A 12,239-nucleotide genomic window follows, 5' to 3' on the forward strand; every position below is an offset into this window, starting at 1 on the left:
AGTGATCACCGCGATCGTGCTGATCCATGCCGTGGCGGACAGCATCCCGGAGACCGCGCAGGCGATCGCCGACATCGACGGCGTGGCGGAGGTGTACTCGTGCGCCGGGGACGTCGACCTGATCGCGATCGTGCGGGTGCACGCCCACGAGGAGCTCGCCGACCTCATCCCGGCCAAGATCGGCAAGGTGCCGGGCGTGATCGACACCGACACGCACATCGCGTTCCGGTCCTACTCCACCGCCGACACCGAGTCCGCGTTCGCGATCGGCGTCGAGGACGCCGACTGAGCCCACCAACGAAGAAGGGCCCCCGGATCGCTCCGGGGGCCCTTCTCGTGACCGTGAACTAGTGGTCCGGTGTCTTCCAGCCGGAGGGGACCTCACCCTTCTCAGGCAGCTCGCCGGGGACGTGGCCGTTGCCGTGCCCGTCGCCGCGGGCGCGGTCGAGCGCCGACGTCTCCTCCACCGGGTCCGGCGCCAGCAGGGTGCCCGGCACCGCACGCCCGGCCGCGCCGAGCTTGTTCATCTTCTTCGGCACCGCCGCACCCTGGTACTCCAGCGGGATGGCGTGGCCGTGGTCGTCCACCCCGCCCAGCGGCTGGTGGATCTCGATGAACTCACCGTGCGGCAGGCGCTTGATGATGCCGGTCTCGATGCCGTGCTCCAGCACCTCCCGGTCGGACCGCTGCAGGCCGAGGCAGATCCGGTAGGTGATGAAGTACGCCAGAGGCGGCAGCACCAGGATGCCGATGCGGCCTGCCCAGGTCGTCGCGTTCAGGGAGATGTTGAACTTGTCCGCGATGATGTCGTTGAACCCGGACAGCTCGATCACCATGAAGAACGCCAGCGCCATCATGCCGATCGAGGTGCGGACCGGTGCGTCACGCGGGCGCTGCAGCAGGTTGTGGTGCGCGGTGTCGCCGGACAGCTTCCGTTCGATGAACGGGTAGCCGATCAGCAGCGCGAACAGGATCGGCATCCAGACCGCACCCGCGAAGAACACCGCCGGCACCGTGTAGTTGCCCAGGTACAGCTCCCACGCGGGGAAGATCCGCAGCATGCCGTCGGCCCAGGCGAGGTACCAGTCGGGCTGCGAGCCCGCCGACACCTGCCCCGGGTTGTACGGGCCCAGGTTCCAGATCGGGTTGATCTGGAAGATGCCCGCCATGATCGACAGGATGCCGGTGACGATGACGAAGAACGCGCCGGCCTTCGCGGCGAACACCGGCATGATCCGCACGCCGACGACGTTGGTCTCCTTGCGCCGCACGCCGGGGAACTGGGTGTGCTTCTGGTACCAGACCAGCGCCAGGTGCACGCCGACCAGCGCGAGCATGATGCCCGGCAGCAGCAGGATGTGCAGCGTGTACATGCGCGGCACGATCTCGTCGCCGGGGAACTCCCCGCCGAACAGCGCCCAGTGCAGCCAGGTGCCCATGATCGGCACCGAGAGCACGATGCCCGACAGGGTGGCGCGGATACCGGTGCCCGACAGCAGGTCGTCCGGCAGCGAGTAGCCGAAGAAGCCCTCGAACATGCCCAGGATCAGCAGCAGGGCGCCGATGACCCAGTTGGCCTCGCGCGGCCTGCGGAACGCTCCGGTGAAGAAGATCCGGAACATGTGCACCATCATCGCCGCGACGAACACCAGCGCGGCCCAGTGGTGCAGCTGGCGGACGAACAGACCGCCGCGGACCTCGAACGAGATCTCCAGGGTCGTCTGGAACGCGCGGGACATCTCGACGCCCTGCAGGTTCTTGAACGGCCCGTTGTAGACGACCTCGGCCATCGACGGATCGAAGAACAGGGTCAGGTAGACACCCGTGATGATCACGACGATGAAGCTGTAGAGCGCGATCTCACCGAGCAGGAACGACCAGTGGGTCGGGAAGACCTTGTTCATCTGGTGCCGCAGGCCCTTGGCCAGGCGGTACCGCTGGTCCATGTTGTTCGCGGCCTCGGCGGCGTGCCGCTCCAGCATGCTGGAGCCCCGTGTCGGCGTGGTGAGTGAACTCATGACTTGCGCTCCCAATAGGCGGGGCCGACCGGCTCGATGAAGTCTCCCCGCGCCACGAAGTAACCCTCATCGTTGACCGTGATGGGCAACTGCGCAAGCGCGCGGGTCGCCGGGCCGAAGACGGGCTTGGCGTAGTGCAGGGCGTCGAACTGCGACTGGTGGCACGGGCACAGGATCCGGTTGGTCCGCTGCTCGTACAGCGAAGTCGGGCAGCCGACGTGGCTGCAGATCTTCGTGTAGGCGTAGTAGTCGCCGAAGTTGAAGTCCTCCTGGCCCTCGCGCTTGACGACCCGCTGGGCGTCCTCGGGACGCAGGCGGATCAGCATGACCGGGGCGTCCGAGCGCATGAAGACCGCGGCGAGCTTCTCGTGGTCGCCGCGCTCGCTCTCGCGGAACGGGTAGACCGTCTCCATCGCGCCCGCGTCCAGGTCCTCGGGGCGCAGCAGGACGACCTCGCCTGCCTTGCCGGTGTAGCGGCGCAGGTAGACGACCTCGCCCGGGTACTCCGGCTTCCACGCGGTGTGGGCCAGGTTGTCCTTGGACTCGGGGTCCTTCCACGGGTTCTTGATGAACGACGCGACCGGCAGCGCGACCAGGCCGAGGCCCATCACGCCGGCGCCGAGGCCCGCGGTGCGCTTGACCAGCGAGCGGCGGCCGATCGTGCTGCGGTTACCGGCGTCGGCCAGCTGCGCGACGATCGTCTTGCGGTCGATCTCGGCCGAGCCCTTGCCGTCGCCGTCGTGGCGCTCCTGCACCGCGAGCTCGTTCGGGATGAACCGCTTCGTGTAGAGCAGCACGCCGATGCCCAGCGCGAGGATCGACAGGCCGAGCGTGAAGCCCAGGACGGGCGTGTAGAGCGCGTACCGCTCGTACTGGCCGGTGTCCGGGGCCTTGTACTCCCACCACTCCGGCCAGCAGATGGTCACCAGGAAGCCGAGACCGGCGAGCGCCGCGATGGTGAACCACAGCGCCACGACCCGCTCCGCGCGCTTCTCCGCGCGGGTGCCCTTGACCGGCCACGGGTCCGGGTAGTCGACCAGTTCGACGCCGTCGAGCTTGGTGCCCAGCTTGACCAGCTGGTCGCGGTCCATCTCGGCCAGTTCGGCCTCGGAAGGCTGGGGAACCCCCGGCTCGCGCCCGGCGCCCGGGTGCTCTTCCATGCTAGTCATGCCCTCGATCCAATCCACAAAGTCACGCCGACGATGGCGCCGATGCCGACGATCCACGCGACGAGCGCCTCCGAGGCCGGCCCAAGACCGCCAAGGCCGTTGCCGCCGGGGTTGTTGTTCCCGTCGGACACGGACTTGACGTAGGCGACGATGTCCCGCTTCTCCTCGGGGGTGAGCTGCCGGTCGGAGAACTTCGGCATGTTCTGCGGACCGCTCAGCATCGCCGTGTAGATCTGCTCTTCGCTGGCCGGGCCGAGCTCCGGCGCGAACTTGCCCGCGGACAGGGCGCCGCCCTGGCCGGTGAAGTTGTGGCACGACGCGCAGTTGAGGCGGAACAGCTCGCCACCGCGCGCCGGGTTGTCACCGCGCAGCGCCTCGCCGGACTCGGCGGGCCGCTCCGGGCCGCCGCCGTTGGCCTGGATGTAGGCGCCGACCGCGTCGATCTCCTCGGGGGTCAGCTTGGCCGGCTTGCGCTCGGCCTGCGCCTCCTGGCGGACCGCCGGCATGCGGCCGGACGAGGTCTGGAAGTACACCGCCGCGTCACCGACGCCGATCAGGCTCGGGCCGCGGTCCTCGACGCCCTGCAGGTTCGCGCCGTGGCAGCTGATGCAGCTGTTGTTGTAGACCTGCTGGCCGAGGCGCAGCTGCGCCGGGTCGTCCTGCGCCTGCGCGGTCTGCGGCTGCGGCACCAGGAGGGCGTAGCCCAGGCCGGCGCCGACCAGCGCCACACCGAGCGCGAGCGCACCGGCGATGCGGCGGCGCAGCTTGGTGCGGGCGCCGAAGCGGCGCCTGGAGGTGTTCTTGCTGGTGGTCATTCTTCGGCAACCCTTGCTGTCAGTTCAGGCCGGTCCATGGGGTGGCTGGCGCGGTCACGGGATGATGTAGATGACCGCGAACAGGCCGATCCACACGATGTCGACGAAGTGCCAGTAGTAGGACACGACGATCGCCGAGGTCGCCTGCGCGGGGGTGAACTTGCTCAGCTTGGTGCGGATGAGCAAGAAGACGAAGGCGACGAGACCACCGATCACGTGCAGACCGTGGAAACCGGTCGCCAGGAAGAACACCGTGCCGAAGGCACCGGACGGGATGGTCACGCCCTCTTCGACGAGCGTGACGTACTCACCAGCCTGACCGGCGACGAAGATCGCGCCCATGATCAGGGTGATGACGTACCAGCGGCGCAGCCCGTAGACGTCACCGCGCTCGGCGGCGAACACGCCGAGCTGGCAGGTGAACGACGACGCCACCAGGATGATGGTGAAGGGCAGCGCGTACGGGATGTCGAGGTGGATGGGCTCGTCGGTCGCCGGGTTGATCGGCGGCCAGACCCCCGTGCTGTTCTGCGCCTTGACCGTGAAGAACATCGCGAACAGCCCGGCGAAGAACATGAGCTCGCTGGAGAGCCACACGATCGTGCCGACGCTGACCATGTTCGGCCGGTTCAGCGAGTGCACCCGCTGGCTGATGGTGGGAGCTGCCGTTGTCACGGGTCGCATTATGTCTCCCTGCGAAGCGACCTGCTTGGTCGGGTCCGGCACGCCGCGCCGGGGGTGTTGGTCACAGCGACGAACGCGGAGGGTGAGGATCAGGGCGTGGGATTCATCGATCGGGTTCGTGACCTGCTGCGAAAGCGTGGCGGGCCGGACCTCACCGTGGACACCGAGGGTGTCGTCGTCGTGGCCGAGGCCTTCGACGTCGCCGAGGCCGACTCGGCTGTGCTGGGCAGATCACACCTCTGGCGGCCGGACGAACCGGCGATTCTGCGCCACCACCTCGTGCTGCCACCGGATCGGGTCACCGAGGCCGCGTCGGTGCTCGCCCAGGACGGGTGGGAGCTGCGCCCCGGCACCGGCGGCGAAGGACCCGTCCGCGTGCACGCGCTGCGCGTGCAGAAGCTCGACGCGCTGCACTGCGCCCAGGAACGGGCCCGGATGGCCGGGCTGGCGCAGCGACTGGACGGCGACTGGCTCGGCTGGGACGCGCTACAGCCGATGGGCCTGGGTGGAACCGGCCGGGACGGCTAGCATCGACACGACCAGTACAGCGACGAAGCCGGAGGGTCGACTTGTCCGAACAGTCCACGCGGATCCTGGTGTTCAGCCACCGTCCCGAAGTCCGGGAGTCGATCATCACGGCGGTCGGCCGCAGGCCCGCCACCGACCTGGGCCGGGTCGACTACGTCGAGGCCGCGGGAGTGGCCGACGTGCTGGCCGAGATGGACGAGGGCGCGGTCGATCTGGCGATCCTGGACGGCGAGGCCCAGCCGACCGGCGGCATCGGGCTGTGCAGGCAGTTGAAGAACGAGATCGACGACTGCCCGCCCATCGTGATCGCCGTGCGGCGCAAGGACGACCGCTGGCTGGCGACCTGGTCGCAGGCCGACGCCGTCCTGGTCCATCCGCTCGACCCGCTGACCGCGGCGGAGACGGTCGCGGACGTGCTGCGGGCCCGCCGGGTCCCGGTCGTCCGGGGCTGAGGCGCCGCGACCGAATGAGGCCGGTTCGCCGGCCGTGAAAGGTGACCATGGGCACGCAGACTTGGCCCACGCTGCTCAACCAGCTGATCGCCGGCGCCGACCTCTCCGCGGAGGACACCGCGTGGGCGATGGACCAGGTGATGTCCGGGGAGGCCACGCCCGCCCAGGTCGGCGGTTTCCTGGTCGCGCTGCGCGCCAAGGGCGAGACGCCGGACGAGATCACCGGCCTCGCGGAAGCGATGCTGTCGCATGCGCGCCGGGTGCGGATCGCGCGGGACGCGGTCGACATCGTCGGCACCGGTGGCGACCGGTCCGGGTCGGTGAACATCTCGACGATGGCCTCGCTGGTCACCGCGGCCGCCGGGGTGCCGGTGGTGAAGCACGGCAACCGGGCGGCGTCGTCGAAGGCCGGGACGGCGGACGTGCTGGAGGCCCTGGGCGTGGCGATCGACCTGCCGCCGGAGGGCGTGCAGCGGTGCGTCGACGAGCTGGGCATCGGGTTCTGCTTCGCGCCGGTGTTCCACCCCGGGTTCCGCCACGCCGGCGCCCCGCGCCGTGAGCTGGGGGTGCCGACCGCGTTCAACCTGCTGGGGCCGCTGACGAACCCGGCGCAGCCGACGGCCGGGCTGATCGGGTGCGCGTTCCCGGACAAGACGGAGGTGCTGGCGCGGGTGTTCGCAGGCCGGGGCACGTCGACGCTGGTGGTCCGCGGGGACGACGGCCTCGACGAGCTCACTACGACCACGACCAGCTCCGTGTGGGTCGTGTCCGGCGGTTCGGTGCGCGCCGAGTCGCTGGATCCGGCCGAGCTGGGCATCGCACGCGCCAGGGCGGAAGACCTGCGGGGTGGCGACCCGGCAGCCAACGCCGAGGTGGTGCGTGAACTGGTGGCCGGCAAGCCGGGTCCGGTGCGGGACGCGGTGCTGCTGAACGCGGCCGGAGCGCTGGCCGCGCACGCCGGGTTCAGCTCGTCGCTGACGGACGATCTCGCGGCGGGGCTGACGCGGGCCGCGGAGGCCGTGGATTCCGGCGCTGCGGCGGATCTGCTGGCCCGCTGGGCGGCTTTCCGCTGAGCTGAGGGGCCGGGATGAATCCCCGCGCTCCACAACGAAAAGGGCCCGCCCGGTGGAAAACCACCGGGCGGGCCCTTTTCGCGGATCAGATCACTCGTGGTTGGGGCCGGTGTGGTACTCGAACACCAGGCCGCCGACCGTGAGCAGGATCAGGATGCCGCCGACGACCAGCATCCAGATGTGGAAGAACGCCAGGCCGAGACCGACGAACGCGGCCGAGGCGGCCAGCCCGATCGGCCAGTAGCTGCCCGGGCTGAAGAAGCCCATCTCACCGGCGCCGTCGCTGATCTCGGCGTCGTCGCGGTCCTCGGGGCGCGGTTCGATCCGGCGGCCGACGAACCGCATGTAGCTGCCCGCCAGGAGGGACAGCCCGCCGGTCAGGATCAGGGCGACCAGGCCGACCGGCTCGACGCCGTAGCCACTGGCCAGGCCGGTCCACACGCCGTACACGATCGCGATGAAGAACGCGAAAGCGGTGACCAAGTCGAAAATCCGGGCTTCGACCTTCATGACGCTGTCCTCACTGTGCTCATGCTTCCAACACCCACGGGAACCAACCGGCTCAGCCGGACTGCGTCCGCAGCGTGCGGTCGGTGTTGAACGGCTTCGTCGTGGTCGCCTGCGGCGCGCACAGCTCGCCGCAGTTCAGCGCGGCCAGCGCCTCGGCGGTGGTGTTCGGCTGCCCGGTGGCCGGGTTGATCTGGGTGCGCAGCTGGATGTACCGGTCGAACTGGTCGGCGGGCAGCGCCCGGACCTCGAAGTTCATGCCCGAGTGGTAGGTGCCGCACAGCTCGGCGCAGCGGCCGACGAACGCACCGGTCCGGTCGATCGTGTTCTGGAACGACGGGTCCTGGTTGTTCTTCTCCGGGTCCGGGAACACGTCCCGCTTGAAGTGGAACTCCGGCACCCAGAACGAGTGGATGACGTCCGCGGAGCGCAGGTTGTACTGGATGCGCTTGCCCACGGGCAGGACCAGGATCGGGATCTCGCTCGAGCTGCCGACGGTCTTGATGACCTGGCCGTTGGCGTCCTTCGGCGCGCTCGGGTAGTCGAACTCCCAGTTCCACTGGAAGGCGATCACGTCGACCGTGACGTCCGGGTCCGGCTCCTCGGCCAGCACCTTGCTCTCGGTGGTCGCGGTGAAGAAGAACAGCACGCAGACCATCACGAGCGGCAGCACGACGCAGAACAGCTCGAGCGGCACGTTGTACTGGAACTGCCGCGGCAGGTCGCCGGGGCCGTCGGTCTTCTTCTTCCGGTGGAACGCGACCGACCAGAAGATCAGGCCCCACACGATCACACCGACGACGAGCGCGGCGATCACGGACCAGGTCCAGAGGACGCGCATGTCCTCGGACTCCTTGGTCACGCCGACGGGCCACCCGAACCGCAGCACCTCGTCACCGGAGCACCCGGTCGCCAGGAGCGCGACGAGCCCGGCCAGCGCGGCGACCTTACCCACTTTCGCCGAACGTGATGCCGGAGTGCGCTCATCCCTGCCCACTGCGCAGCGCCCTTTCAACCCAGGCCTCCTTGACGATTTCTGGCTTACCAGCGGGAGCCTAGCCGAGCTACCGCGATCCGCAGCCCAAGGGGTGACCGTTCGTGGCGGGGGCTGCGGGCATACTGGGCGCTCGACATCCGGCCACGACCTCGAGGTGTGAATATCCGTGTGCGGCCTGCTTGGACTGGTGTGTGCCACTGAGAACGACGCGGTCAACGCGCGTGACGCGGTCGGCGAAGCCATGCGCTGCCAGCGTCATCGCGGTCCCGACGAGCGCGACACCTGGACCGACGGCGAGGTCGTCTACGGCTTCAACCGGCTCGCGTTCATCGACGTCGAGCACGCTCACCAGCCGCTGACCTGGGGTCCGCCGGAGTCGCCGAACCGGTACACGCTGAACTTCAACGGCGAGATCTACAACTACCGTGAGCTGCGGGAACAGCTCACGGCAGAGCACGGTGCGAAGTTCGCCACAGAGGGCGACGGCGAGGCGATCGTCGCGGCCTACCACCACTGGGGCCGTGCCGCGGTGTCGAAGCTGCGCGGCATGTTCGCGTTCCTGATCTGGGACGCCGAGGAGAAGGTGATCTTCGGCGCACGTGATCCGTTCGGCATCAAGCCGCTGTTCTACACGCACGGGCCGGGCGGCACGGCGTTCTCCAGCGAGAAGAAGTCGCTGCTGGAGCTCTCCGGCGTGCTGGGGATCACCAAGCAACTGGACCGGACCGCGCTGCAGCACTACCTGACGCTGCAGTACGTGCCGGAGCCGGAGACGCTGCACACGCGCATCCGCCGCATCGAGTCCGGCACCTCGTTCACCGTCTCCCCCGGCGGCGCCCCGAAGATCGAGCGCTACTTCTTCCCCGAGTTCGCCGCGAAGCCGGTTCGCGGCGAGGCCGAAGCGAAGATCCTGCACGAGCGGATCCGCGACGTGATGCGCGACTCGGTCGGCAAGCACATGATCGCCGACCCGGACATCACCGTCGGCACGTTCCTGTCCGGCGGCATCGACTCGACCGCGATCGCGGCGCTGGCCAAGGAGCACAACCCGAACCTGATCGCGTTCACCACCGGGTTCGAGCGCGAGGGCTACTCCGAGGTCGACGTGGCGGCCGAGTCCGCGGCGGCGATCGGCGTGAAGCACGTCATCCGGACGGTGTCGGCCGACGAGATGATGGAGGCGCTGCCGCTCATCGTCTGGTACCTCGACGACCCGGTGGCCGACCCGGCGCTGGTGCCGTTGTGGTTCATCGCGCGGGAGGCGCGCAAGCACGTCAAGGCGGTGCTGTCCGGCGAGGGCTCGGACGAGCTGTTCGGCGGCTACACGATCTACAACGAGCCGCTGTCGCTCGCGCCGTTCGAGAAGGTGCCGGGCAGCCTGCGCAAGGTCATCGGCAAGGTGTCGGAGCGGATCCCGGAAGGCACGCGCGGCAAGGACCTGCTGCGCCGCGGCGCGCTGCCGCTGGAGGAGCGCTACTACGGCAACGCCCGCATCTTCCGCGACGACCAGCTGCGCGGGGTGCTGAAGACCTTCCAGGAGGGTGTCGGGCACAAGGACGTCACCGCGGAGCACTACCGCACGTCGGCGAACTGGGACCCGGTCGCGCGGATGCAGCACGTGGACCTGTTCACCTGGCTGCGCGGCGACATCCTGGTCAAGGCCGACAAGATGACCATGGCGAACTCGCTGGAGCTGCGGGTGCCGTTCCTGGACGCGGAGGTGTTCAAGGTCGCGGCCGGCATCCCGCTGGACCAGAAGATCACCAAGGAGACCACGAAGTACGCGCTGCGCCGCGCGCTGGAGGGCATCGTGCCCGCGCACGTGCTCAACCGGCGCAAGCTGGGCTTCCCGGTGCCGATCCGGCTGTGGCTGCGGGACGAGATGTACGACTGGGCGCGCGGCATCATCGCCGATTCGCAGACCGGCGAGCTGCTGGACAAGCAGGCCGTGCAGCGCCTGCTGGACGAGCACAAGGCGGGCACGCTGGACCACAGCAGGCGGATCTGGGCGCTGCTGGTGTTCATGATCTGGCACGGCATCTTCATCGAGCACCGCATCAAGCCGGAGATCCCGGAGCCGGTCTACCCGGTGCGCATCTGAGGCGCGAACGTCGGACGGGCCGCGGCCGGAGGGCCGCGGCCCGTTTTTTGTTGGCTGGCCGGGTAAGCAGCGCGGAGGCTTGATCGTGCTGCGTCACCCGGCCGCCGGCCAGGCGGCGGCCGGCGAGTTGTGCTGCTGGCGCCGCTTGCGGCCATTGCGAGTCAGACGGACAGCGCGGCGCCAGACCGTGCCGCGTCGCCCCGAGCCTGGTGGCACCTACGGCAACGCAGGCTGCGCTGCCAGACAGCCCGGCGCCAGACCCTGCCACGTCACCCCACACCGGGTGGCACCCACGGCAACCCAGGCCGCGCTGCCAGGCAGCGGCGCCAGACCCTGCCACGTCACCCCACACCGGGTGGCACCCACGGCAACCCAGACTGCGCTGCCAGACAGCCCGGCCCCAGACCCTGCCACGTCACCCCACACCGCGGGGCACCCACGGCAGGCGGGTGGGCCTGCCGGGCAGCGATCGAGTTCGTGCTGGGCGGTCTGCGCCATCGAACCGCCGGCTGGTGCGGACCGGGGTGGGTGGCCGTTCGGCCGACCAGGCCCGCGGGCCCGTCAGGCAGGCAGTGCGGGGGCGATCTCCGCTGCGGCGTCGGGGCCGAACGCGGCTCCGATGCGGGACAGCGCGGACTCCCGGTCGAGGGTCCACTCCTGCGTGCCGACGGTCTCCAGCACCAGCACGGCGATCATCGACCCCAGCTGGGCCGAGCGCTCCAGGCTCAGGTCCGCGTTCAGGCCGGCCAGGAAGCCCGCCCGGAAGCCGTCGCCGACGCCGGTCGGGTCGGCCTTCGCCAGCTCGGGCACCGCGCCGACCTCGAGGGCCAGCCCGTCCTTGCCCACGATCTCCACACCCTTCTCGCCGAGGGTGGTGATGCGGATGCCGACGTGGTCCAGCACGTCGGCCTCGGACCAGGCCGTCTTCTGGAGCAGCAGCTCCCACTCGTAGTCGTTGGTGAACAGGTACTTCGCCCCGGCGACGAACCGGCGCGCCTGCTCGCCGCTCATGCGGGCCAGCTGCTGCGACGGGTCCACCGCGAAGTCGATCCCGCGCTGGCGGCACTCGTCCGCGTGCCGGAGCATGCCGTCCGGGTCGTCCGGGCCGATCAGCATCAGCCCGATCCCGCCGACGCGGTCCGCGATCGGGCCGAGCTCGATGTTGCGGGCCTCGGCCATCGCGCCGGCGTAGAAGGTAGCGATCTGGTTGAGGTCGTCGTCCGTGGTGCACACGAACCGGGCGGTGTGGGCCAGCTCCGAGATCAGCACGCCCGACGCGTCCACGCCGTGGCGCTCCAGCCAGGACCGGTAGTCGGCGAAGTCCGCGCCCGCCGCGCCGACCAGCACCGGCTTCGCGCCGAGCACCCCGAGGCCGAATGCGATGTTGGCGCCGATCCCGCCGCGGCGGACCACCAGGTCGTCGGCCAGGAAACTCAGCGAGATGCGGTGCAGCTGGTCCGCGACCAGCTGCTCGGCGAACCGGCCGGGAAAGTGCATGAGATGGTCGGTTGCGATGCTGCCGGAAACGGCTATGCGGGCGTTGATGGCCACCGGTGCTCTGCTCCCTCTGGCTGGCTCGAACTCAAGTTACCGGCGGGAAATACCCCGTCGGAGCTAAATCTGACCCGCTGACCGACACTACTAGCTGGTAGACCTGTCCGGCTCGCGCCGGTCGTCCTAGCGTCGCCTGCGTGAGCACCGTGACGGAACCGGAGACCATCGCCGAGCTGATCGACGACTGCGCCGACATCCCCGCCGAACTGCGCGCGGCACACGCCTCGGCGCCCCGCCCGCCTGCGCCGCGGGGCTGGGCGGTCGACGACGCCTGCCACGCACAGGTAGTCGGGCTGGAGGACTATTAGTTACGCGGACATGCGAAAAGGGCGCCGGTCGAA

At 69.5% G+C, this 12,239-nt stretch carries 13 protein-coding genes; 6 read left to right on the top strand and 7 right to left on the bottom strand.

Features of this window, described 5'->3' with window-relative positions:
• Nucleotide 1: 1 nt before the first annotated feature.
• Nucleotides 2-289 (top strand): Lrp/AsnC family transcriptional regulator, encoded by a 288-nt coding sequence (locus tag ACCP09_RS17150; RefSeq protein ID WP_020421862.1) that lies wholly within the window; start codon nucleotides 2-4, stop codon nucleotides 287-289.
• A 58-nt stretch (nucleotides 290-347) separates the two neighbouring features.
• On the opposite strand, the gene qcrB is transcribed toward ACCP09_RS17150, so the two are convergent.
• From qcrB to ctaE, 4 genes are read right to left on the bottom strand one after another with little or no spacing between them, the layout of a single operon-like run.
• On the bottom strand, nucleotides 348-2,018 hold the full coding sequence (qcrB, locus tag ACCP09_RS17155; protein WP_123685354.1) for a cytochrome bc1 complex cytochrome b subunit: 1,671 nt from the start codon (nucleotides 2,016-2,018) through the stop codon (nucleotides 348-350).
• Entirely contained in the window at nucleotides 2,015-3,178 is a 1,164-nt protein-coding gene (qcrA, locus tag ACCP09_RS17160) for a cytochrome bc1 complex Rieske iron-sulfur subunit (RefSeq protein WP_027934790.1), read from the bottom strand. Before qcrA ends, qcrB begins: the two co-directional genes overlap by 4 nt.
• 5 nt (nucleotides 3,179-3,183) lie before the next feature.
• Nucleotides 3,184-4,002: a cytochrome bc1 complex diheme cytochrome c subunit gene (gene qcrC, locus ACCP09_RS17165; RefSeq protein WP_017984055.1), complete on the bottom strand. Its 819-nt coding sequence runs from the start codon at nucleotides 4,000-4,002 to the stop codon at nucleotides 3,184-3,186.
• A gap of 54 nt (nucleotides 4,003-4,056) precedes the next feature.
• A complete protein-coding gene (gene ctaE / locus ACCP09_RS17170) occupies nucleotides 4,057-4,686 on the bottom strand; it encodes an aa3-type cytochrome oxidase subunit III (RefSeq protein WP_026153364.1) in 630 nt (209 codons plus the stop codon).
• A gap of 96 nt (nucleotides 4,687-4,782) precedes the next feature.
• Here ctaE and ACCP09_RS17175 point away from each other — a divergent pair, with 96 nt between their 5' ends.
• Genes ACCP09_RS17175 through trpD form a run of 3 tightly spaced genes read left to right on the top strand, consistent with a single transcriptional unit; the run spans nucleotide 4,783 to nucleotide 6,739 of the window.
• A complete protein-coding gene (locus ACCP09_RS17175) occupies nucleotides 4,783-5,214 on the top strand; it encodes a hypothetical protein (protein ID WP_027934789.1) in 432 nt (143 codons plus the stop codon).
• Nucleotides 5,215-5,255: 41 nt separating this feature from the next.
• The gene (locus tag ACCP09_RS17180) at nucleotides 5,256-5,666 is read left to right on the top strand and encodes a hypothetical protein (protein WP_017984058.1); all 411 of its coding nucleotides are present in this window, start codon (nucleotides 5,256-5,258) and stop codon (nucleotides 5,664-5,666) included.
• Between the two features lie 47 nt (nucleotides 5,667-5,713).
• Nucleotides 5,714-6,739, top strand: a complete 1,026-nt coding sequence (trpD, locus tag ACCP09_RS17185; RefSeq protein WP_378363369.1) for an anthranilate phosphoribosyltransferase — start codon at nucleotides 5,714-5,716, stop codon at nucleotides 6,737-6,739.
• A gap of 90 nt (nucleotides 6,740-6,829) precedes the next feature.
• Here the strand turns inward: trpD and ACCP09_RS17190 are convergent, their stop codons facing one another.
• Complete coding sequence (locus tag ACCP09_RS17190; RefSeq protein ID WP_017984060.1) at nucleotides 6,830-7,249, bottom strand: cytochrome c oxidase subunit 4; 420 nt, start codon at nucleotides 7,247-7,249, stop codon at nucleotides 6,830-6,832.
• 52 nt (nucleotides 7,250-7,301) lie between these two features.
• Nucleotides 7,302-8,243, bottom strand: a complete 942-nt coding sequence (ctaC, locus tag ACCP09_RS17195; RefSeq protein ID WP_027934787.1) for an aa3-type cytochrome oxidase subunit II — start codon at nucleotides 8,241-8,243, stop codon at nucleotides 7,302-7,304.
• A 166-nt stretch (nucleotides 8,244-8,409) separates the two neighbouring features.
• Here ctaC and asnB point away from each other — a divergent pair, with 166 nt between their 5' ends.
• On the top strand, nucleotides 8,410-10,344 hold the full coding sequence (asnB, locus tag ACCP09_RS17200) for an asparagine synthase (glutamine-hydrolyzing) (RefSeq protein WP_027934786.1): 1,935 nt from the start codon (nucleotides 8,410-8,412) through the stop codon (nucleotides 10,342-10,344).
• Between the two features lie 561 nt (nucleotides 10,345-10,905).
• Here the strand turns inward: asnB and ACCP09_RS17205 are convergent.
• A complete protein-coding gene (locus ACCP09_RS17205; protein ID WP_027934785.1) occupies nucleotides 10,906-11,895 on the bottom strand; it encodes a carbohydrate kinase family protein in 990 nt (329 codons plus the stop codon).
• Between the two features lie 140 nt (nucleotides 11,896-12,035).
• Here ACCP09_RS17205 and ACCP09_RS17210 point away from each other — a divergent pair, with 140 nt between their 5' ends.
• On the top strand, nucleotides 12,036-12,206 hold the full coding sequence (locus tag ACCP09_RS17210) for a hypothetical protein (RefSeq protein WP_017984064.1): 171 nt from the start codon (nucleotides 12,036-12,038) through the stop codon (nucleotides 12,204-12,206).
• Nucleotides 12,207-12,239 lie beyond the last annotated feature (33 nt).

Source organism: Amycolatopsis sp. 3B14 (genome assembly GCF_050958625.1).
GTDB classification, from domain to species: Bacteria; Actinomycetota; Actinomycetes; order Mycobacteriales; family Pseudonocardiaceae; genus Amycolatopsis_E; species Amycolatopsis_E thermoflava.

Coding starts and splice junctions, on each gene's coding strand:
- qcrB (WP_123685354.1), bottom strand. CDS start 2,018: ATGAGTTCACTCACCACGCCGACACGGGGCTCCAGCATGCTGGAGCGG.
- qcrA (WP_027934790.1), bottom strand. CDS start 3,178: ATGGAAGAGCACCCGGGCGCCGGGCGCGAGCCGGGGGTTCCCCAGCCT.
- qcrC (WP_017984055.1), bottom strand. CDS start 4,002: ATGACCACCAGCAAGAACACCTCCAGGCGCCGCTTCGGCGCCCGCACC.
- ctaE (WP_026153364.1), bottom strand. CDS start 4,686: ATGCGACCCGTGACAACGGCAGCTCCCACCATCAGCCAGCGGGTGCAC.
- trpD (WP_378363369.1), top strand. CDS start 5,714: ATGGGCACGCAGACTTGGCCCACGCTGCTCAACCAGCTGATCGCCGGC.
- ACCP09_RS17190 (WP_017984060.1), bottom strand. CDS start 7,249: ATGAAGGTCGAAGCCCGGATTTTCGACTTGGTCACCGCTTTCGCGTTC.